This window comes from Nocardia sp. NPDC055050 (assembly GCF_053608345.1).
The window spans coordinates 62,049-82,579 of sequence record NZ_JBSGVG010000004.1 but is presented as its reverse complement, the minus strand read 5'-3'; the positions used below and the strand labels follow the sequence as shown (position 1 = coordinate 82,579).

19 protein-coding genes are annotated in these 20,531 nt (G+C 68.4%); 8 read left to right on the top strand and 11 right to left on the bottom strand.

Annotated elements, in window-relative coordinates; translation table 11 throughout:
• Positions 1-50 precede the first annotated feature (50 nt).
• From ACWGCN_RS06350 to ACWGCN_RS06330, 5 genes are all read left to right on the top strand, one after another.
• Positions 51-971, top strand: coding sequence for a DMT family transporter (locus ACWGCN_RS06350; RefSeq protein WP_452459277.1), 921 nt, complete (start codon positions 51-53; stop codon positions 969-971).
• An 81-nt stretch (positions 972-1,052) separates the two neighbouring features.
• Positions 1,053-3,182: an ABC transporter ATP-binding protein gene (locus ACWGCN_RS06345; protein WP_452459278.1), complete on the top strand. Its 2,130-nt coding sequence runs from the start codon at positions 1,053-1,055 to the stop codon at positions 3,180-3,182.
• Positions 3,179-3,919 (top strand): energy-coupling factor transporter transmembrane component T family protein, encoded by a 741-nt coding sequence (locus tag ACWGCN_RS06340; protein ID WP_378990470.1) that lies wholly within the window; start codon positions 3,179-3,181, stop codon positions 3,917-3,919. The genes ACWGCN_RS06345 and ACWGCN_RS06340 overlap by 4 nt, the downstream gene beginning before the upstream one ends.
• 159 nt (positions 3,920-4,078) lie before the next feature.
• Positions 4,079-4,735 (top strand): ammonium transporter, encoded by a 657-nt coding sequence (locus ACWGCN_RS06335; RefSeq protein ID WP_452528977.1) that lies wholly within the window; start codon positions 4,079-4,081, stop codon positions 4,733-4,735.
• 51 nt (positions 4,736-4,786) lie between these two features.
• Positions 4,787-5,428, top strand: a complete 642-nt coding sequence (locus ACWGCN_RS06330; RefSeq protein ID WP_379220223.1) for a cysteine hydrolase family protein — start codon at positions 4,787-4,789, stop codon at positions 5,426-5,428.
• Between the two features lie 206 nt (positions 5,429-5,634).
• Here the strand turns inward: ACWGCN_RS06330 and ACWGCN_RS06325 are convergent, their stop codons facing one another.
• From ACWGCN_RS06325 to ACWGCN_RS06305, 5 genes are all read right to left on the bottom strand, one after another.
• Positions 5,635-5,805, bottom strand: coding sequence for an antitoxin (locus tag ACWGCN_RS06325; RefSeq protein ID WP_379318498.1), 171 nt, complete (start codon positions 5,803-5,805; stop codon positions 5,635-5,637).
• Between the two features lie 77 nt (positions 5,806-5,882).
• On the bottom strand, positions 5,883-8,165 hold the full coding sequence (locus ACWGCN_RS06320) for an ATP-dependent DNA ligase (RefSeq protein ID WP_387446415.1): 2,283 nt from the start codon (positions 8,163-8,165) through the stop codon (positions 5,883-5,885).
• A gap of 48 nt (positions 8,166-8,213) precedes the next feature.
• The gene (locus ACWGCN_RS06315) at positions 8,214-8,459 is read right to left on the bottom strand and encodes an antitoxin (protein ID WP_301904870.1); all 246 of its coding nucleotides are present in this window, start codon (positions 8,457-8,459) and stop codon (positions 8,214-8,216) included.
• A gap of 27 nt (positions 8,460-8,486) precedes the next feature.
• Positions 8,487-9,620, bottom strand: coding sequence for an MBL fold metallo-hydrolase (locus tag ACWGCN_RS06310; RefSeq protein ID WP_379316791.1), 1,134 nt, complete (start codon positions 9,618-9,620; stop codon positions 8,487-8,489).
• Positions 9,620-10,348: an enoyl-CoA hydratase gene (locus ACWGCN_RS06305; protein ID WP_387446412.1), complete on the bottom strand. Its 729-nt coding sequence runs from the start codon at positions 10,346-10,348 to the stop codon at positions 9,620-9,622. The genes ACWGCN_RS06310 and ACWGCN_RS06305 overlap by 1 nt, the downstream gene beginning before the upstream one ends.
• A gap of 32 nt (positions 10,349-10,380) precedes the next feature.
• On the opposite strand from ACWGCN_RS06305, the gene ACWGCN_RS06300 reads away from it, so the two are divergent.
• Complete coding sequence (locus ACWGCN_RS06300; RefSeq protein WP_452459816.1) at positions 10,381-11,562, top strand: NAD(P)-binding domain-containing protein; 1,182 nt, start codon at positions 10,381-10,383, stop codon at positions 11,560-11,562.
• Here ACWGCN_RS06300 and ACWGCN_RS06295 read toward each other — a convergent pair.
• Together ACWGCN_RS06295 and ACWGCN_RS06290 are read right to left on the bottom strand one after the other, a co-directional pair.
• Positions 11,543-12,397, bottom strand: a complete 855-nt coding sequence (locus tag ACWGCN_RS06295) for an aldo/keto reductase (protein WP_378990478.1) — start codon at positions 12,395-12,397, stop codon at positions 11,543-11,545. The genes ACWGCN_RS06300 and ACWGCN_RS06295 overlap by 20 nt on opposite strands.
• Before the next feature lie 101 nt (positions 12,398-12,498).
• Positions 12,499-14,010, bottom strand: a complete 1,512-nt coding sequence (locus ACWGCN_RS06290) for a carboxyl transferase domain-containing protein (RefSeq protein ID WP_452459817.1) — start codon at positions 14,008-14,010, stop codon at positions 12,499-12,501.
• A 106-nt stretch (positions 14,011-14,116) separates the two neighbouring features.
• Between ACWGCN_RS06290 and ACWGCN_RS06285 the strand changes: the two genes are divergently transcribed.
• A complete protein-coding gene (locus ACWGCN_RS06285) occupies positions 14,117-14,395 on the top strand; it encodes a helix-turn-helix transcriptional regulator (protein WP_364578900.1) in 279 nt (92 codons plus the stop codon).
• Positions 14,392-14,925, top strand: a complete 534-nt coding sequence (locus ACWGCN_RS06280) for a hypothetical protein (protein ID WP_378990481.1) — start codon at positions 14,392-14,394, stop codon at positions 14,923-14,925. Before ACWGCN_RS06285 ends, ACWGCN_RS06280 begins: the two co-directional genes overlap by 4 nt.
• A 76-nt stretch (positions 14,926-15,001) precedes the next feature.
• Here ACWGCN_RS06280 and ACWGCN_RS06275 read toward each other — a convergent pair whose 3' ends face one another.
• Genes ACWGCN_RS06275 through ACWGCN_RS06260 form a run of 4 tightly spaced genes read right to left on the bottom strand, consistent with a single transcriptional unit; the run spans position 15,002 to position 20,252 of the window.
• Positions 15,002-15,604: a GTP-binding protein gene (locus ACWGCN_RS06275; protein WP_174551063.1), complete on the bottom strand. Its 603-nt coding sequence runs from the start codon at positions 15,602-15,604 to the stop codon at positions 15,002-15,004.
• Positions 15,585-15,959, bottom strand: coding sequence for a DUF742 domain-containing protein (locus ACWGCN_RS06270; protein WP_056818578.1), 375 nt, complete (start codon positions 15,957-15,959; stop codon positions 15,585-15,587). The genes ACWGCN_RS06275 and ACWGCN_RS06270 overlap by 20 nt, the downstream gene beginning before the upstream one ends.
• Before the next feature lie 7 nt (positions 15,960-15,966).
• Entirely contained in the window at positions 15,967-16,380 is a 414-nt protein-coding gene (locus ACWGCN_RS06265; protein WP_011207200.1) for a roadblock/LC7 domain-containing protein, read from the bottom strand.
• Positions 16,377-20,252 carry an ATP-binding protein gene (locus ACWGCN_RS06260; RefSeq protein WP_452459818.1) on the bottom strand — a complete coding sequence of 1,292 codons (3,876 nt, stop codon included), beginning with the start codon at positions 20,250-20,252 and terminating at the stop codon, positions 16,377-16,379. The genes ACWGCN_RS06265 and ACWGCN_RS06260 overlap by 4 nt, the downstream gene beginning before the upstream one ends.
• Between the last annotated feature and the right edge of the window lie 279 nt (positions 20,253-20,531).

Genomic DNA, 20,531 nt, shown 5'->3' with positions numbered 1-20,531 from the left:
ATGGCGAATACCCGCTTGTGCTTACCTCTTCACGGGTCCACCGTAGAGGAATGAAGTCACGCCTGCCCGCTCTCGCCCTGGTCGCCGTGATGCTCGCCTGGGCATCGTCGTTCGTGATCATCCGCGGCATCGCGCCCTACGTATCGCCCGCGGCGATGGCATCCGGGCGGCTGCTCGTCGGCGCCGTCGTGCTGGTGCTGGTGCTGGCGTTTCGCGGCGGCCGGATGCCGCGCGGCACGGCGCTGTGGCTCACGATGGCCTACGGCGCGCTGTGGTTCGGGCTCTACACCGTGCTGGTGAACGCCGCCGAACAGCATCTCGACGCGGGCACCACCGCCCTGCTGGTGAACATCGCGCCGATCGTGGTCGCCGTATTGGCCGGGTCGTTCCTGAACGAAGGCTTCCCGCCGCTGCTGGTCGTCGGCATCGCGGTCAGCTTCACCGGCGCCGCGATCATCGCGTTCACCGGACCAGGACAGCGCGACCGCATCGGCGTACTGCTCGCGGTGGCGGCCGCCCTGCTCTACGGCATCAGCGTGGTGGCGCAGAAGCTGGTGCTGCGGTCCACCGACCCGCTGACCGCGACCGCCCTCGGCGCGGTCGCCGGAGCCGTCGTCCTGCTGCCGTGGGCACCGGCAATGACACAGGAACTGGCACAAGCCCCGCTCTCCGCCACCATCGGCGTCGTATACCTGGGCGTCGTCTCGACCGCCCTCGCCTTCCTGCTGTGGGCCTACGCCCTGGCCCACACCCCCGCGGGAGTCACCGCGTCGTCGAGTTACGCCGTTCCCGCCCTCGCCATCGTCATGTCCTGGATCTTCCTCGCCGAGGTCCCCACCGCCACCGCACTCCTCGGCGGCGTCCTGTGCCTGACCGGCGTCGCGATCGCGCGCTTGCGGCCGAGCATGTTCCGGCGACGCCCACAGGTCGCCGCCGTGCGCCAGGACGACGCCGCCCCCGTGCTTCGATAGCCGACACGCCTGCCGACAACCCCACACAACCTCCACATCAGCCCCACACCCGCACACCCGACCCCCTGGCAGACTGGACACGTGAGAGACAAGCCCGCGGGTCTGCCCAGCGGTCCCCTGCGCCCGATCGAACTGGCGAGTGGCGCGGTGATGGCCGGGCTCACCGTCGGCCTCATCACCGTCGGCTCACTCGTCCCCATGGCGGCCGCGTTGCAGCTCGTCGCAGCAGTGCCGTTGGGCCTGCTCGCCCAGCGGTATCGGTTACGAGCACTGGCCACGGCCACAATCGCAGCCACGCTGGTCACCTTCGTGGCGGCCGGCGTGATGCCCGCGCTCGGCGTCATGGGCGCGGCCACCCTGGCGGGAATCATCGGGACCGTGAAGCGCCGGGGCGGCGGATTCCCCACGGTGTTCGCGCTCGGAATCGTCGCCGGTGTGGGCTGGGGGCTGTTCTCCGTCGGCAGTCTGCTGCTCTTCTCACGAACCAGAGACCTGTTCTTCGACGCGATCCGCAATACCGCGAAGGGCATCGAGAATCTGGCGGGCCGGTTGCCCGCGCTGGAGCCGCTCGGCCGGATGGCCGCCGAAGCCGTCGACGTGGTGCTGCGCTGGTGGTGGATCTACGTCGGCGGCACGGTGGCGCTCGGCGTGCTGGTGAGCACGGTGATCTCCTGGTTCGTGCTCGGGGCGGTACTCGATCGCCTGGCGTGGTTGCCGGGCAGCGATCGACTCGACGCGCCGCTCGACGATCGGCCGGTCGGGCCGCTGCCGGTATCCCTGCACGGCGTCGGCTACCGATACGAGGGCACGAATGTCGACGCACTGGCCGACATCGACCTCACCATCCGCCCGGGCGAGTTCGTCGCCGTCGTCGGCCACAACGGCTCCGGCAAGTCGACCCTGACCCGGGTCCTGGCGGGCAGGCCGCCGACCACGGGTGCGGTGGACCGTCCGGGTTCGGCAGGCTTGGGCGCACTCGGCGGGACAGCACTGGTCCTGCAGCGACCCGAGAGCCAGACTCTCGGCGTCTCGGTCGCCGACGATGTGGTGTGGGGGCTCTCGGCGGAGTCGGCCGCCGAGGTCGACGTCGACGCGCTCCTCGCCGAGGTCGGCCTCGCCGACATGGGCGCCCGCGAAACCGCCACCCTCTCCGGCGGCCAGCAACAGCGTCTCGCCGTGGCCGCCGCGCTCGCGCGCCGCCCGGCGCTGCTCATCGCCGACGAAGCCACCTCGATGATCGACCCCGACGGCCGTCGCGAGCTCGTCGCCCTCCTGGCCGAGCTCCCGCGCCGGCACGGCACCGCCGTGGTCCTGGTGACCCACCACGAAGCCGACGCGACCGCCGCCGACCGGGTGATCCACCTCGCCGACGGCCGGATGGTCGACCACCTCGCGAGCTGGCCCCATCCGGCCCGCGACCAGCGCCGCAGGCCGATGGGCGCCTCCGTCCTCGAACTCGCCGACGTGCGCCACACCTACAACCGCGGCACGCCGTGGGAAGCACCGGCCCTGCACGGTGTCGACCTGTCGGTCCGCAAGGGCGAGGCGCTGCTGATCGTCGGCGGCAACGGATCGGGCAAATCAACGCTCGCCTGGATCATCGCGGGACTGATCGCGCCGAGCTCGGGACGCTGCGAACTGCGCGGCACCGCGGTCGACAAACAGGTCGGCGGGGTGGCGCTGGCCTTCCAGCATTCCCGCTTGCAACTACAGAAGCAGACAGTCGGCGCGGAGATCGCCGACTGGGGCGGGCGGGCCACCGGGTCCGGTGCAGTCGGGCAAGCGCTGGACGCGGTGGGGCTCGACCGCCGCCTCGCCGCCCGTTCGGTGGAGGAACTCAGCGGCGGACAGGCCAAGCGGGTGGTGCTCGCCGCGATGGTGGCGAGCCGGCCGCAGGTTGTCGTCCTCGACGAACCGCTGGCGGGCCTGGATCCACAGGGGCGCGCCGAGATCGTGGAACTGCTCGCCCGGCTGCGGGATTCGGGGCTGACGTTGATCATCATCTCGCACGATGTCGCCGAGATGGCGATGGTCTGCGACCGCACGGTGCACCTGGACGACGGTGTGGTGGTCTCGGCCGACGGTCACGCGATCCCGAGAACCGAACGCGCACTGGAGAAGCCGGCCTTCGTGGCCGGCCTGCCCCTCGGCCGCCGCGGCGACGAGGGCGCGACGGCACACACCAGCGCACCGAAAGGCACGACCCCATGAGCACAGTGCTGCTGCGTGAAGTCCCGGTCGACAGTGTCGTGCACCGCCTGTGGGCAGGCACGAAGATGATCGCCGCGTTCCTGATCAGCCTGCTGCTGATGTTCCTGCCGACCTGGCCGGTGCTCGGCGTGATCACGGCCTTCCTGGTACTGATCTGGATACTCGCGCGGCTGCCACTCGGCGCGATCCCCCGGCTGCCGTGGTGGTTCTGGGGACTCGTCGTGCTCGGCGGCCTGATCAACGCGCCGATCGGAATGAAAGCGGTGCTCGGCTACACGCAGATCTTCGTCTTCGGAATGGTCCTGGTGGCCGCCTCGTTCCTGATCGCCTTCACCACGCCGATGGGCGAGATCGCCCCCGCCCTCGCGAAACTCGGCGCGCCGCTGCGCAAGTTGCGACTACCGGTCGACGAATGGGCCGTGGTCGTGGCGCTCACCCTGCGCGGATTGCCACTGCTGTTCGACGAGATCCGGGTGCTGCGCGCCGCACGCCGACTGCGCCCCAAGGACAACCTGATGCACCGCGCCGCCGACAACCCGCTCATCGACATCCTCACCGCGTGCATGGCGGTGTCGTCGCGGCGCGCAGGCGAACTCGGCGAGGCGATCACCGCCCGTGGCGGCACCGGCATGCTGACCGCGCATCCGAGCGCGCCGCACCGCCGCGACGCCATCGCACTCGGCGTGGTCGTCGTGGTCTGCGCGGGCGCCGTAGCGCTGAGCACCATCATCGGCTGAGCGCAATACCCCGAATTCACTGTCCCGAAACCCTGGTGCAAGCTATGGTTCCTCACAGAAATCGAGCTAGGCAGCTTCACGCGCCGGTCACGAAACTTTCTCGGGGGGAAGTCATCATCACGGCGCCTGTTCGAGCAACTCACACCTGATGAGATCCAGATGGGAAATGTTCACATGATCATCCGCAAAATCGCCGCGGCCGCTGTTCCGGTGCTCGCCGCCGCACTGGTGGGATCCGGAGTCGCCGGAGCCGACCCGGTGACGCCGAATGTCGATTACCGCACCGAGGTCGTCGGCAACACCCTCATCACCACCCTCACCCACGGCACCTTCGCCGTCACCGGCGGCACGGTCGAGATCCGCGACGAAGCAGGCGCCACCCTGGTGTCGATGCCACTCTCGGTCCGCGACGGCAAGTTCGAGTACCCGCTGCCGCACGCGGTTCGCGACGACGGCCACGTACTCGAGCTGACCGCGGTGAAGGACGTCGCCGCGGCCAAGCCCAACCTCACGCCGGTCGCCTCACCCGCCGAAAACTATGCGGCACAGGCGAACTTCGCGTCCACCTTCGGCCTGGCCACCGCCGTCGGCAGCTTCGTCGGCATGGGTCTCGGCGCGGTGATCGGCCTGATCGTCGGCGGTGTCCTCATCCCCGGTGTCGGCGCGATTCCGGGCTTCGTCACCGGCGCCAGCGTCGGCGGCATCATCGGCACGATCATCGTCGGTGGACCCGCGCTGGTCATCGCGGGCATGGATCTGATCAACACCCTCCAGGCGCCGGCAGGTACCACGCAGTGGGCCCAGCAGACCAAATAGTCTGCGCCACAGTTCGATTCCTCCCTCGCACCGGCGCCTACACTGGCGTCGGTGCGACAAGGAAACGGACTCGACATTCCCGATAGCCTCGGCGATCTGTGCGCGCCCGACCGGATGGCGCTGATCGTCTACGACATGCAGGTCGGGGTTCTCGGCCAGCTGCCCGACGGCCAGGAGATCACCGAACGCGTCGTGCGGGTGGTCGAAGCCGCCCGGCGCGGCGGCTATCCGGTGATCTTCCTCCGGCACTTCTTCCCGCCACGGCGACTGACCGGGGTGTACGGGATGCGGCTGCTGATGAGCTGGCAGAACGCCGAATCCGTCGACGACGTGGCCTTCATTCTGCAACGCGACACGCCCTCGTTCGAGCTGGTGCCCGAGCTGGTGCCGCGCGAAGACGAGTTGGTCTTCGACAAGATGTCGATGTCGGCCTTCGAGGGCACACCCCTCGCTACTCTCCTGCGCGATCTGCGGATCGGCTCCTACGCCATCGCCGGCGTCGCACTCGAGATCGGCATCGCGCCCACCGTCACCCACTCCACCGATCTGGGTTTCGTGCCCGTGGTGATCGGTGACGCCTGCGGCGGTCGCGACAAGGAAGCGATGGCGCGCGCCTACGACGACTTCGCGTTCCAGGGCAATGCCCTGGTCACCGATGTCGACACGATCTCCGCCCTGATGACCGGAAACTGACAACCTGGCGAACTCCCAGCACCGGGTTTTCGGCCGCCTCGGATCCGAGGGGCGAGACGGAACGCCGAAGGCGCAGTATCGCCCCTCGGATTCGAGGCCCGCAGGGCCGAAAACCCCGCGGCGCCAGCCGCTGAGAGACTCAGTATCGCCCCTCGGATTCGAGGCCCACAGGGCCGAAAACCCCCGCGGCGCCAGCCGCTGAAGATTCAGCGGATGGCGTTCTTGGCTGCGTCCTGTGCGGAGTCGACCTGGCCGCTGAACTTGCCGCCGGTCTTCTCGTCGACCACGTCACCCGCCTTGTCGATCACGCCGTCGACCTTGTCCGCATGCTGGGCAGCCAGGTCCATCGCCTTGCCCGCCAGGTTCTTGAAATCCACCGCGCACTCCTTGTTGATTCGATACCGGGTCCAACGCGATTACCGTAGCAACATCACAGCTTTCACGGTGGGCATCATCATGGCGAGCTCGTCACACCGTCCCATACGGGATGCCAGAGCCGTCCGGTATCGGTCCACGCCTGGAAGCGGACGGTGCCGGTGAGCTTCGGGGTAACCCATTGCGCGTCGTGGCGTTCGTCGGCGGTCATCTCGTTGGTGAACGGGGACGTCTCGCGCCGCAGTCCGTCGAGCTCGGCCGCGATCCGACGCGACTGTTCGTCTCCGAATCCGGTACCCACCCGCCCGACGTAGATGAGGCCGTCTTCGTGCGGCATGCCGAGCAGCAGCGACTTGAACGGCCGTTTGTCGCTGCGCCGCCACCCGCCGACCACCACTTCGCGCGAGCGCCAGTTGCGCTGCTTGAGCCAGGTCTGGCTGCGTTTGCCCGGCTGATACACCGATTCCAGCCGCTTGGCCACCACCCCTTCCTGCCCCTGCGCGCGGCTGGCGTTCATCGCCTCGGCGCCCGAACCCTCCAGCAGCGCGGTGACATTCATCGACGGCGACAATCTGCCCAGCGCCTCGAGCACCGCCCGGCGGTCGGTGTACTTCTTCCGCAGCAGCGAGGTGCCGTCGAGGTAGAGCACGTCGAAGGCGATGAACACCGCCCGGGCCGAATCTGCTTGCAGCGCAGAGATATCCGAGAGCCCGGCGTCGTCGAGAACCACCGCTTCGCCGTCCAGGACCACCTGATGCCCGGCCAGCTCCTCGCCGAGGGCGGCCAGGCGCGGATAGCGGGCGGTCACCGTGTTGCCGGCGCGGCTGCGGACGGTGACGGTGCCGTCGTGGATCTCGACGATCACCCGGAAACCGTCCCACTTGGTTTCGAAGCCCCAGTCCACGGGGGTCAGCGATTCGATTTCGCCCGCGGTGGCCAGCATGGGCGACAGTCCGCGCGGGAAACCGGTGTCCACCAAGGGCTCTCGACGGGTCTGGTCGCGCATGTAGTGCATCAGCCACTGGTCGCCCTTGGTCTGGATGAGGGCGTAGCGGCCGGACACCCGCTCTCCGTCGAGCTCGACGATCACCTCGTCGGAGCGCCATTTCTCGGTGACGTAGGTGCCCGAATCCCAGATCGTCATCTCCCCCGCACCATATTCGCCCTGGGGAATGGTGCCGTGGAAGTGCAGGTATTCGAGGGGATGATCCTCGGTGCGCACCGCCAGCCGATTGTGTTTCGGCTCGGTCGGCGGACCTTTGGGCACCGCCCAGGAGGCGAGGACGCCGTCGTGCTCGAGCCGCACGTCCCAGTGCAGGCGGCGGGCGTGATGTTCCTGGATGACGAAGCGATTGCCGGGTCCGGGCTCGGGGGTCGCCTCTGGGACGGGCTCGGGCGTCCGCTGCGCGTCGCGCATGCTGCGGTATTTGGTGAGGGAATCGCGGCGGGCAGTAGGCCGGCCGGCCTCGGGGTCGGCGGGAAGCGGCGGATCGAGTTCGGCCAGCAGGTCGCCGTCGGCCTTCCAGCGGGCAAGCACCTCGTCGAAACGTAACTGACGCAGCGTGTCCGAGTCCTCGATCTCGGCCCAGGTGCGCGGGGCGGCGGCATTCGGCTCGGCGCGACCGCGCAGCGAATAGGGGGCGATGGTGGTCTTGGCGGCGTTGTTCTGACTCCAGTCCAGGAACACCTTGCCCTTGCGGGCCGCCTTCGCCATGGTCGCCGTCACCAGATCCGGGTGCAGCGCTTCAAGATTGGTGGCCACCTGCTTGGCGACAGTGGACGCGCCACCCGAACTCAGCGGCCGATCCAGCGGCACATAGACGTGAATCCCCTTGCTACCACTGGTGACCGGGAATGCCCGCATGCCGATGTCAGCGACCATGTCGCGCACCGCGAGCGCCACTAGCGCGCAGTCCGCCAGACCCGCGCCGGAGCCGGGGTCGAGATCGAACACGATCCTGGTGGCCGGGCCGCGCTCGTCCGCGTCGAAACGCCATTGCGGCACATGGATTTCCAGTGCCGCCTGCTGCGCGAGCCAGGCCATCCCGGCCTCGGAATCGATCAGCGGGTACACCACCCGGCGGCTGGAATGCTCGATCGCGGACCGGTGGATCCACGCGGGCGCGTGCTCGGGCAGGTTCTTCTCGAAGAAATCGGCATGGTCGACCCCGTTCGGCCATCTTTTCCTGGTGACCGGACGGCCGGCGAGATGGGGTAGTGCCGCCTCGGTGATCGCCGAATAGTAGGCGATCACTTCGCCTTTCGTCGTGCCGGTCTCCGGGTACAGCACCTTGTCGAGGTTGCTGAGCTCAACCTCGATGTCCGGTTCACCCGGCGCGCCCCGAAATTCCCGGCGGACCATCGACGCGATCGGACGGCGGGGACCTTCTACCGGTCCCCGCGCACCGAATCAGGCCTTGGGTCCCGGATCTGTCGGAGCGGGGCCGCCGGGGGCAGTGCCGGGGCCTGCCTGCGGGGGCACGACCTTCTTGGCCGCGTCCTTGCCCTTCTCGATCTTGTCGCTGTACTTGCCCTTGGTCTTGTCATCGATGAAGGTGCCGGCCTTGTCGACCGCCTCATTGATCTTGTCCGCGTTCTGTTCGACCGCAACCTTGCCCTTACCGAGCAAGCCCTTCAAGGTATCCACGAGACTCATCTGCCGATGTTCCTTTCGCGAGGAGGGTCATTCCACATCTTCCCACCACGAATCCCGTGGTGGGAGGTCATTCGGAACCACCCTCTGGCCCGGCTTGGGCACTACCACCGGAGTACCCGCATCCGCGGCCGCCGACACCAGGCGCCGGACGGGTTCGGACCAGCCGTGGAAGGCCAGGTTGAACGTTGCCCAGTGGATCGGGACCAGCAGGCCGTAACCTGCGTCGCCGAGGCACAGGTCGGCGTGGGCACGCACCGCCTCTTCGGGATTCATGTGCACATCGGTCCAGCGCTCGTCGTACGCGCCGATGGGCAGCAGCGTGAGATCGAAGGGGCCGAGCACCGCACCGGCCTGGGAAAACGCCTTGGTGTAGCCGGTGTCGCCGCCGAAGTAGACCCGCTTGGTCGGGCCGGACAGCGCCCACGACGCCCACAGCGTGGTGTTGCGGACGAGCCCGCGGCCGGAGAAGTGCCTGGCCTCGGCGCAGGTGATGGTGAGGCCACGGTCGTCGGCATCGCGACCGAGCGAGACCGAGCCACCCCAGTCGAGCTCGATGATCCGGTATTCGGGCACGCCCCACTGCCGCAGGTGCGCGCCGATGCCGGTGGGTACGACGAACGGCGCGAGCTGGGTGCGGACGAGTTCGTCGACGGTGGCCTTGTCGAGGTGGTCGTAGTGATCGTGGGAGATGATCACGGCGTCGACCTGCGGCACCTGCGCCAGCTCGCCGGGGACAGGATGCAGGCGGGCGGGGCCGACCACCGGGGACGGGGAAACCCGTTCACTCCACACCGGGTCGGCCAGCACTCGGTAACCGTCGAGTTCCACCAGGGCGCTGGCGTGCCCGTACCAGGTCACCGCGAGCTCGGCGGCCTGCTCGGGAACCGCGGGGGTGACCAGCGGGACGGGATTGGCAGGGCGGCCGATACGTCCCTTGGTGAGTCCCGACCAGATCAGCGACGGCGCGGCACCGGCGGCGAGCATCGAGCTCGGCTCGGTGTTGTGGAAACGGCCGTCGCGATAGGAGGACTTGCCGATCGCGGTCGGCGCGATCGCCGAGGGGCCCGCACCGATCGAAGTGGGCAGGCCCCACACCGCGCGGGCCATCCAGGCGAGACCGAAGGTACTCGCCAGCGAACCTGCCAGACGTGTGATCCGCATCAGCGCCCCACGAACTTCGCCGGGCGCTTCTCCTGCCGGGCCAGGCGGCCCTCTTTCGCGTCGTCGCTGCTCCACGCGGCTGCCAGCGCGGCTTCCTGCTGCGCGCTCGCCGGATCGCCGGTGCCGTCGTCGTTGAGCATCAGTTTCATGGCCTGCAGCGACAGCGGCGCCAGCGCGGCGATGGACTTGGCCCAGTCCTTGGCGTCGGCGAGCGTGCCGAGCTTGTTGGCGAAGCCGTAGGCGTAAGCGTCTGCGGCGGAGACGGATTCGGCGCCGAGCAGGATCGTTCGGGCCGGGCCGCCACCGATCAGGGCCGCCAGCCGCGACACCGTCCAGCGATCGACCGAGATGCCGAGCTTGGCCGCGGGCACCGCGATGTAGGCGTCGGGCTCGATCACCCGCAGATCCGAGGCCAGCGCCAGCTGCACGCCCGCACCGAGCGCACCACCGTTGATCGCCGAGATCACCGGAACCGGCACGGATTCGATCGTGTGCAGCATGTCGAGCAGGCCGCTCAGGAACGACTCGGAGTACACCCCCGACAGATCGGCGCCCGCGCTGAAGATCGGCCCGCGGCCGGTGAGCACGATGGCACGCGCACCCTGCGCCACCGCGTCGAGCATCGCGGCGCGCAGTTGCCCGACCAGGTCCTCGTTGAGCGCGTTGCGCCGTTCCTCGCGCTGCAATTCGATGGTGATCACGTCACCATCGCGGGTCACGCCGAGCATGCATCCTCCCCAGAATCTCCCAGATTTCGTGGATGTTCACACTCTGCCACAGCCCGCCGACAACGCCCGGCAAGGCGATAGCATCGACGGCTGTGGCGAGGACGGATTTCGGCATCCTGGTGATCGGCGCGGGTCAGGCAGGGCTTTCCGCCGGTTATCACCTGCGCAAGCTCGGGCTGGTGCCCGAACGCGATTTCCGCATCGTCGACCACGCACCCGGCCCCGGTGGCGCCTGGCAGTTCCGGTGGCCGTCGCTGACTCTGACCACCGTGAACCGGGTGCACGACCTGCCGGGGATGTCCTTCGCCGAGACACTGCCGGCGGGATCGGAGTCGGCGCGAGCCGCCAGCGCGGTGCCGCACTACTACGAACTCTACGAAAAGCGCTTCGACCTGCAGGTTCAACGGCAGGTGACGGTAAAAGTCGTCTGCGATCGGACCGCCGACGGGCAGAGCTGCGCGGGCCGAGGCGAGGTATTGCAGGTCGAAACCGAGGGCGCGGGCACTCTTCGCACGCGAGGTCTGATCAACGGCACCGGCACCTGGGAGCACCCGTTCATCCCCCGATATCCGGGCGCCGACACCTTCGCGGGCCGCCAGTTGCACACCCGCGACTACCGCACGGCCGACGGGTTCGCGGGCAAACATGTCGTCGTCGTCGGCGGGGGCATCTCGGCGGTGCAGTTACTCGACGAAATCTCGCTCGTGACCTCCACCACATGGGTCACCAGGTCGGAGCCGCGCTGGCGCGAAACGCCGTTCGCCGAGCAGGACGGACGCGACGCGGTGGCACTGGTGGAGGACCGCGTCCGGGCGGGTCTGCCGCCGGGGTCGGTCGTCTCGGTGACGGGACTACCGCTCGACGACCGTTTGCGCGCCGCCCGCGAGCGGGGTGCGCTGCGACGGCTGCCGATGTTCGAGCGGATCGAGCCCACCGGCGTGCGCTGGGCCGACGGCAGTTTCCAGGCCGCCGATGTGATTCTGTGGGCAACCGGTTTCCGCAGCTCACTGGATCATCTTGCGCCCTTGCGGCTGCGCGGACCCGGCGGCGGGATCACCATGACCGGGCGGTTGGCGACGCAGGTGGCCGTCGACCCGCGCATCCATCTGATCGGCTACGGGCCCTCGGCCAGCACGATCGGCGCCAATCGGGCGGGCCGGGCGGCAGCCCGTGAGCTGACCGGTTTCCTCGGGCTCAGTCCAGACCGGCACTGAACGTCGACGGATCGGCGCCGACCCGCTTGCCCGAGTCGAGGCGGCTGATCGACTCCATCGCCTCGGCGTCGAGTTCGAAGGTGAACACATCGAAATTCTCGGAGATCCGCGACGGCGTGACCGACTTCGGGATGACGATATTGCCCAGCTGCAGGTGCCACCGGATGATCACCTGCGCCGGGGTGCGGTCGAGCTGCTCGGCGATGTCGACGATGGTGGGGTTGCCGAGCAGCGTGCCCTGCCCCAGCGGGCTCCACGCTTCGGTGGCGATCGCGTGATTGGCGTCGTATTGCCGCAGGTCACGCTGGGACAGCGTGGGATGCAGTTCGATCTGGTTCACCGTCGGGATCTCGCCCGCGTCGGCGATCAGGGTCTCCAGATCGATCACCCGGAAGTTGGAGACACCGATCGAGCCGATCCGGCCCTGCGACTTCAGCGCCTGGAACGCGCGGAACGTGTCGACGTAGCGGCCAGCCGACGGAACCGGCCAGTGGATCAGATACAGGTCCAGATAATCCAGGCCGAGGCGCCCCATGCTGGTATCGAAGGCGCGCAGGGTGCTGTCGTAGCCCTGGTCGGCGTTCCACAGCTTGGTGGTGATGAAGAGTTCGTCGCGGGGGATCCCCGATTCACGGATGGCGCGGCCTACGCCTTCCTCGTTGCCGTAGACCGCGGCCGTGTCGATACTGCGGTAGCCGACCTTCAACGCCTCGGCCACCACCCCGGTGACGTCTTCCGCGGGCACCTGGAACACACCGAAGCCGAGCTGTGGGATCACGTTCCCGTCATTGAGCACGATGGTGGGGACAGGGCTGCTCTCGCTGCGGAAGGTCACCCTCTCGAAGGTAGAAGTGGTTGGGTGCGGCGTCAACGACGGCGCGTCGCGTGTTTCCCCGTACCGAGAAGCGGGGCGCTGGTCAGGGGATTGCCCGCGATTCAGTACACAGCTCCGGCCAGTCCGATTCGCCGGTATCGGCGCTGCCTCAGCGTTCGCAGTTCGGCGGGCTCGTAGGTGCGCAGCGCCGCCAGTTCGGCGGCGATCGCCAGGACCGTGCGACGGGCGAAGGCCACCGGTTCGTCGGCGGCATCGGGGTACTCCTCGACGATCCGGTCCACCACACCGTCTTCGAGCAGATCAGCCGATCTGATGCCTTGCGCGGCAGCCATTTCCGGTGCGTGCGCGATATCGCGGAAGACGATGGCGCTCGCCCCTTCCGGCGGCAGCGGAGCCAGCCAGCCGTGCCTGGCGGCGAGCACCCGGTCGGCGGGCAACAGCGCGAGCGCGCCACCGCCGGTGCCCTGGCCGAGCAGCACGGAGACGGTCGGGGTGTCGAGGGTGACGAGATCGGCCAAACAGCGGGCGATTTCGGGGGCGAGCCCGCGTTCCTCGGCCTCCTTGGACAGGGCGGCGCCGACGGTGTCGATGACCAGCACCAGCGGCAACCGCAGTTCCCGCGCCAGGACCATCGCGCGCCGCGCCTCGCGCAGGGCGGCCGGGCCCATGGTGTGCTCGCCCTCCTGACCGGATCGGTCGTGCCCGAACACGACACACGGTTGACCGGCGAACCGGGTGAGGGCGAGCAGGACAGTGCGATCGGATTCACCACGGCCGGTTCCGCTGAGCGGAACCCGTTGTGTCGTATGGCGAAGCAGGTCCCGAATGCCCGGCCGGCCGGGCCGCCGCGAACTGAGCACCGAATCCCAGGCGCCGGCAGCCGGATTCGACGGGGTCGACGGACTACGCACCGGCGCAGCCCAACCCGGCTCGGTGGTCATCGGAACGACAGCGCCTGCGGCGACGCTCATCGCCCGGTGCGCGATCCGCCGGAACACCTCCACCGTCACCACACCGTCGATCACACCGTTGCGATAGAGGTTCTCCGCCGTCTGCACGCCGGGCGGAAACGGCCTGCCGTACAAGGCTTCGTACACGCGAGGACCCAGAAACCCGATGAGCGCGCCGGGCGCGGCGAAGGTGATGTGCCCCAGCGACCCCCACGATGCGAACACCCCACCCATCGTCGGATCACGCAGATACACCAGATACGGATGCCCCGCCGACTTGTGCACGGCCACCGCACCCGCGATCTTCACCATCTGCACGAAAGCGACTGTCCCCTCCTGCATCCGCGTGCCGCCGGAGGTCGGCGAGGCGATCAGCGGCAGCCCGAATTCGGTGGCGCGCTCGACGGCACACACGATCCGCTCGGCCGCTGCCACCCCGATCGATCCGGCCAGAAACGCGAACTCACAGGCGATCACGGCCACTCGCCGCCCGCGCAACAACCCCTCCCCCGTCAGCACCGCCTCATCGGTCCCCGCCCGATCGGCCGCCGCGATGAGGTCCTGGCGATACCGCGGTGACACGGCGGGCTCGATCGGCGCCCGGTCCCAGCTCACGAAAGAGCCCGCGTCGAGCAACTGGCCGAGTAAGTCATCCGCCGACATCCGCACGCTCCGAGCGTAGCCGGACAGGTTCGGCCACAGTCACGAGATCGCAGCAGAGCATTGGGACATCTTGACAATATGTTGTGTTTTTACAACACTTCATTAGGTGAGCCCAGTCAGACGAGGGGAAACCCTGCCGATCTTCAATCGCATCGCGGTGTTGCGCGCGGAGCATCGGATGAGCCGGGCGGCGCTTGCCGAGGCCGTCAACGTGAATGTCCAGACGATCGGCGCGCTCGAGCGTGGCGATCACTATCCGAGTCTCGATCTGGCGATGCGCATCTGCGATGTGTTCGCGCTACCGATCGAAGTCGTGTTCTCCCGCAAGGAATTCGGGCCGTTGTCGGCCGAGCTCTACCCACGCACGAAAGGCGAGACGCCATGACCACCACGCTCATCGACCGCTACCAGAACTATCGGGTCCGGCGCTGGCTCGTGCAGGAACAACGGACAGCGGGGATGCTGAAGAGCTGGCGGTCGCTGCGTCGACGGCGGATTCTCGTGGTGATCGTGACGATCGCGCTGCTCGGGATCGCGGTCGCCGGAGTGATGCGCGCGCTCGACCTGTTCGGGGCGCCAGGAGTCGCGCTCGTGTCGGCACTGGTGTTCCTGCCGAGCTGGACGATGTTGCGGATCGCTTCGGGCGGCCAGGATCACGCACCCGACCAGATGCTCGACGAACTGGAGATCTCCGAGCGCAACAAGGCCCGCTCGGCGGGACTCGCGCTCACCCAGTCGCTGACCATGGCGCCGTTGGCGTACCTGATCTTCGGCAGCGCGTTCTCACCGGAGGCCGACGCCTATCGCATCGCCTACGCGGGCGGATTGATGATGCTGGCCACGATCATGGCCGGCGGCTGTGCACCGGCGATGATCCTCGGCTGGACCCGGCCAGACCCCGAACCGGAGTCCTGAAACCCTGGTCCTGAACGAAGAGCGGGGCTGCGGCCTTCATCGCAGCAGCCCCGTCCATCAGTGCAGAGACTCGAGCTCAGTAACCCTGCATGACCTTGCGCAGCGCGTACTCGGTCAAGGCGACCAGGGCCTGCTTGGCCGGTTCCCGGCGACGGGCGTCGATCGACATGATCGGCACGTCGGCGGGAACCGCCAGGGCCTGGCGGATGTCCTCGAGCGGGTACTTCGGCGCGTCGTCGAACTCGTTGAGCGCCACCAGGAACGGCAGTCCGCGGGCCTCGAAGTAGTCGACAGCGGCGAAGCTGTCTTCGAGCCTGCGGGTGTCGACCAGCACCACGGCGCCGATGGCGCCGCGGATCAGGTCGTCCCACATGAACCAGAACCGGTACTGGCCCGGCGTACCGAACAGGTACAGGACCAGGTCGTCGGCGAGGCTGATACGGCCGAAGTCCATCGCCACCGTGGTGGTGGACTTCTGCGGAATACCGGTCAGGTTGTCGATTCCGGTACTGGCGTTGGTGACCAACGCCTCGGTGCGCAGCGGAACGATCTCCGACACCGCGCCGACCATCGTGGTCTTACCCACACCGAAGCCGCCGGCGACCACAATCTTCGCCGAAGTCGGCTTGGCCGTGCGGGTATCGACCTGCGCCGTCGAATCAAATACGCCGGAGTCCACTGAGAACCCTTTCGATCAGCTCGCGACGTTCATCGTCGCTGGAATCGTCTTTCAAAGTTGCCGAAACCCGGACGTGGCCGGCCTCGATCAGATCGGCTACGAGTACCCGGGCCACCCCGATCGGGATGTACAGCTGGGCAGCTATCTCGGCAACGGACGGCGATTGCCTGCACAACTCCACGATGGACGTTTCGAGGTTGTTCAGTTCGTACTGCCGCTCCATGGCGACCGGATGCGATGCGACGAGTGCCTCCAGCGCCAACTCGACCGCCGGCCTGGTGCGGCCGGCAGTCAAGGAGTACGGGCGGACGAGGCTGGGCTCGGCGCTCCCCATGCGGTGATCGTCTATGTCCATCCCACCATCAGGAACCCATCGTGACGCGCGGGGTGGCCTGGACCGTCTGGCCAACGCGCTCGACCAGAAGTGCCATTTCGTAGCCGACCTGACCGATGTCACACGAGGTGTTGGTCAGGACCGCTAGGTAGGAGCCGTCGCCGACTGCCATGAGCAGCAGGTATCCGTGCTCCATCTCCACGACGGACTGGAGTACCGTACCGCCTTCGAACAGATTCGACACGCCGACGGAAAGGCTCGCCAGTCCGGCGGTCACCGCGGAGAGCTGTTCTGCGCGGTCGACCGGGAGCTGAGCGCTCGCGGCCATCAACAGTCCGTCAGCCGAGACCAGGACGGCATGGGCTACGCCAGGAACCTCGTTGGCGAAGTTCGAAACCAGCCAATCCAGCTGACGGTTCGTACCACCTAGATCGGGGTTCATCGGTCTCCTTTATCTCCGGTTAGGTTCATTGCCTTCATTGCGCGGCCATCCCGGACACCCTGCTGGTGACGACTCAGGCTGTTCCGGATCGTGGCGGGATCGCGTTGCTGCGGGGTGCGATCAGCGGTGCCGCTCACACCACCCGGCACAAGCCTTCCGCCCGGACTGCGCTGAGGCAAGCCGGCGGCGGTACGCACCTCGGACTGAGCTTCGCTGGCCGCGCGTGCAGCCTGCCAACCCTCGTCACCCGGTGATTCGAAGGCGGCAGCCATCTGGTTCCGGTCGGAATTCTCGTCCGTGAGCCACGCCGACATCATCTCGGCGAAGATCGGTGTTCCGCCCATCACGGAATCACCTTCCGGTGCCGGCTGCAACCTGGTCTGGAAGAACGACGCAGCCTTGACCGGATTGGACCGGAAGCTGTGCCGACCCGGATCACGCCCTGCCGACGCAGCGTTATCCGGCCCCGCAGGGTCCCGATCCCGTTGCGGCAGAGCCACTCCTGGCCCGGCGTTCGCCTGCGGTACAACACTAGCCCCGGGATCGCGCTGCGGCAGCCCATTCGGCGCAGCCGCGCGTTGGGGGAGGCCGTTGGGCGCGTCCCGCTGCGGTTGACCCGCGGCCGGAGCGCGCTGGGGCAGACCGTTGTCGGCCGAATCCTGCTGCGGCGCAGGGGTTGCGCGCTGGGGCAGACCATTGGCCGGACGGGCGGGCTGGGCACGCTGTGGAAGTCCGTTGGCCGGATCACGCTGCGGCAGACCACCGGTCTGCTCACGCTGCGGCAGACCATTGGACGGATCACGCTGCGGGAGGCCACCGGTCTGCTCACGCTGCGGGAGGCCGTTGGACGGGTCGCGCTGCGGCAGACCGCCCGTCTGGTCCCGCTGCGGTAGGCCGGTCGACGGATCACGTTGCGGCAGACCACCGGTCTGCTCACGCTGCGGGAGACCACCGGTCTGATCGAGCCTGGGCAAACCACCGGACTGATCCCGATGCGGCAGGCGCGGCGCGGGATCGCGCTGCGGCAGGCCACCGGAGGCGTTGCCCCGCTGCGGGAGTCCGGTCGACGGGTCACGCTGCACGGGCTCGGAATCACGCTGCGGCGCAGCGCTGCCCTGACCACGCTGCGGCAACCCGGTCGACTGCGCCGGATCACGCTGGGCGTTCGCGGCATCGCGCTGCGGCAGACCCGTTGCCGGGTCACGCTGCGGCAGGCCACCGGTCTGCTCCCGCTGCGGGAGGACGGTCGACGGATCGCGCTGCGGCAGACCCGTTGCCGGGTCACGCTGCGGCAGACCGCCGGTCTGCTCCCGCTGCGGTAGCCGCGGCGACGGATCGCGCTGCGGCAGCCCGACCGAAGGATCACGCTGCGGGGCGCCATTGGCGCCCGGCGAACGCTGCGGCAACCCACCGGGGGTGCTCCCCCGCTGCGTCTGTGCCGAATCGCGCTGCGGCGGTGCCATGTCGCGCTGGGGCGGTGCCGCGTCACGCGGCGACTGCGCGGAATCCCGCGACGGCGCGCCGTTCGCACCCGGCTGACGCTGCGGCAGCCCACCACCGGCCTGCGGCGGCCCACCAGGCTTCTGCTCACCCGGGCCCTGCTGGCCCGGCCCGGCGGGCGGGCGCTGCGGCCCACCCGGCGCCAGGTTGCGCTTGGGTAGGTTCGCCGCGGCGAGCTTGCCGCGCTGCGGCACGTTCCCCTGGCCCGGCGCGGGCGGACGCAGCGACGGCGACGACTGCTCGTTCGCGTCCTGGGCCACGCCCGAAGCCATCGAGTTGCCCGGCTGACGTTGCGGCAACCCACCACCGGCACCCGCCGGCGGCCCGCTGGTTCCGGGATCCACGGTGACCATCACGTTGCCACCCGGGGTGCGGGTGATCGCGCGGGTCTGCATGGTGCTGCTCGGCTGCTGCTGCTGCGGGTTCGGTCGCTGCTGCTGCGGTGCGGGCGCGTTCTGCTGCTGCACCTGCTGCGGCGGCACCACCGGGCCACCGGCACCGGCGACGATGAGGCCGACCGGCACATGCACGGTGACGGTGACGCCCGGATCGCGCGCGGTATCGAAGGTCGGACGCAGGCGCACGGTGAGACCGTGGCGCTCGGCCAGCCGGCCGACCACGAACAGACCCATGTGGCGGGCGGTGTCGGGACCGGGCTCCGCGGTCTGCTCGAGCCGGTGGTTGATCTCCGACATCTCGGCAGGCGGCATACCGATGCCGCGGTCGGCGACCTCGATCAGCAGACCCTGGTCGTGTGCCTGGGCGAAGGTGAACTTGACGTCGGTCTCCGGCGGGGAGGCCCGCAGCGCGTTGTCGAGCAGCTCGGCGAACAGGTGCGCCATATCGGAGGCGGCCGGTTCGACCAGCGAGCCACGCGGTGTGGCGCCGAGCTTGACCCGCTCGTAGTCCTCGACCTCGGAGATCGCGGCACGCAGCACGTCGGCGATCTCGACCGGGGCCGACTTGGTGCGACGCTGCTTGGTACCCGCGAGAATCAGCAGGTTGTCACCGTTACGGCGCATGCGCGCGGCGAGGTGGTCGAGCCGGAAGAGGTTCTCGAGCAGGCGCGGGTCCTTCTCGTCGTACTCCATCGCCTCGATGAGGGTGAGCTGATGGTCGACGAGCGACTTGGACCGGCGGGCCAGCGTCTCGAACATGTCGTTGACCTGCGAACGCATCTGCGCCTGGTCGCTGGCCAGACGCAGCGCCTGACCGTGGATATCGTCGACGGCGCGGGCGAGCTGGCCGATCTCCTCGTCGGAGCGCACCGGCATCGGCTCGAGCGGCACGTCCTCGGGCGCGGCACCGTTGCGCAGCTGGGCGACCTCGTGCGGCAGATCGGACTCGGCGACGCGCAGCGCGGCCAGCCGGAGGCGGTGCAGCGGCACGATCATCGAGCGGGCGACGAACACGGCGAGCAGCAGCGCGGCCAGGATCGTCGCGATGACGACAGCGGTATAGGTCCAGGCACCGGTGGCGGCCGCATCGGTGAGCTCGTCCATCGAGACCTCGATGGCCTTGGTGGCCTCGTTCACGACGCCTTCGTAGGCCTGCAAACTCGAGTAGAGCGAGGTACGCAAGTCGCCAACAGGCAGCTTGCCCGCGGACACCTCGGGACTGCTGATCAGGTTCGCCCGGATATCGGCCTGAGCCTTGAGGTCGGCGATCACCCGATCGCCGTCGGGGAAGCGGTTGGACAGCACGTCGAGCAGATGGCTCTCGGTCGCGACACCGGTGAGGAAGGTCTGTGCCCCCGTGTCCTGCCCACGCAGCATCCCGGCCAGACCGGCGAGCTCGTCGACGAGCACCGAACGCGTGTTGAGCGAGTCGACCAGACGCAGCTTGGCCGTGTCCATCACCGGATCGCTCACCTGAGCGATGGTGGACTCCACGATGCTGACGCTGTCCTGGGTCATCTGCTCGACCCCGGAAAGTACCGGCTCGGCGGACGTCGACAGCGCCTTACCCTGCGCGCGCACGTTCTTGGCCTGCTTGACCATCCGCTCCAGCGCGCCGTGCGCGGCAGGCAGATCGGTCAGCCGACCGAGCGAGGTCTCGGCCGCGGCGACGGCGGCGTCGAGATCGGCGAGGTCCTTGTCGGTGACCAGGGTGACCCCCGGACCGGCCGGCACCAACTGACTGCCGGCCACCTTCGCCGTGCCTGCACTCAGCGCGGTGACCGTCGGAATCGTGTCTACCTGCTCGTTGATACTGGAGAGCCGGTTGGCCTCCGAGAACTCGGAGGTAATTCTCGACACGCCGAGCCCGACCGCGACCGCGAGTGGCACGGCAAGCACGGCCGTAACCTTCCAACGCAGGTCCCAGTTGCCGAGCGCCCAGCGTTTGCTGCCGGACCTAGCGGCGTCACGCATCTCCCACTCACTTTCCAAACTGGCCTCGTACCGTACGCCTGAGGCGAACCTCCACAGGCGCGATGGTGGCTCGCCAGTGGCTGCTGGCCGAGAACTACGGCTGGCCGAGAAATTGCGTCTACGACTGCCCGAATAAGTGACATCGGATTCTAACGGATCAATAACTTCTTGGCTGACTCCCGGTAGAGGTCCGCTCGATGACCAGCCCGTTGTAGGCAAAACCAAAGGTCGCGGCACCCCCTCGGGTGTCGCGTGAAGTCTGCCACAATCATCTGGATC

Coding starts and splice junctions, on each gene's coding strand:
- ACWGCN_RS06350 (WP_452459277.1), top strand. CDS start 51: ATGAAGTCACGCCTGCCCGCTCTCGCCCTGGTCGCCGTGATGCTCGCC.
- ACWGCN_RS06340 (WP_378990470.1), top strand. CDS start 3,179: ATGAGCACAGTGCTGCTGCGTGAAGTCCCGGTCGACAGTGTCGTGCAC.
- ACWGCN_RS06335 (WP_452528977.1), top strand. CDS start 4,079: ATGGGAAATGTTCACATGATCATCCGCAAAATCGCCGCGGCCGCTGTT.
- ACWGCN_RS06320 (WP_387446415.1), bottom strand. CDS start 8,165: ATGGTCCGCCGGGAATTTCGGGGCGCGCCGGGTGAACCGGACATCGAG.
- ACWGCN_RS06315 (WP_301904870.1), bottom strand. CDS start 8,459: ATGAGTCTCGTGGATACCTTGAAGGGCTTGCTCGGTAAGGGCAAGGTT.
- ACWGCN_RS06310 (WP_379316791.1), bottom strand. CDS start 9,620: ATGCGGATCACACGTCTGGCAGGTTCGCTGGCGAGTACCTTCGGTCTC.
- ACWGCN_RS06305 (WP_387446412.1), bottom strand. CDS start 10,348: ATGCTCGGCGTGACCCGCGATGGTGACGTGATCACCATCGAATTGCAG.
- ACWGCN_RS06300 (WP_452459816.1), top strand. CDS start 10,381: ATGTTCACACTCTGCCACAGCCCGCCGACAACGCCCGGCAAGGCGATA.
- ACWGCN_RS06290 (WP_452459817.1), bottom strand. CDS start 14,010: ATGTCGGCGGATGACTTACTCGGCCAGTTGCTCGACGCGGGCTCTTTC.
- ACWGCN_RS06280 (WP_378990481.1), top strand. CDS start 14,392: ATGACCACCACGCTCATCGACCGCTACCAGAACTATCGGGTCCGGCGC.
- ACWGCN_RS06270 (WP_056818578.1), bottom strand. CDS start 15,959: ATGGACATAGACGATCACCGCATGGGGAGCGCCGAGCCCAGCCTCGTC.
- ACWGCN_RS06265 (WP_011207200.1), bottom strand. CDS start 16,380: ATGAACCCCGATCTAGGTGGTACGAACCGTCAGCTGGATTGGCTGGTT.
- ACWGCN_RS06260 (WP_452459818.1), bottom strand. CDS start 20,252: ATGCGTGACGCCGCTAGGTCCGGCAGCAAACGCTGGGCGCTCGGCAAC.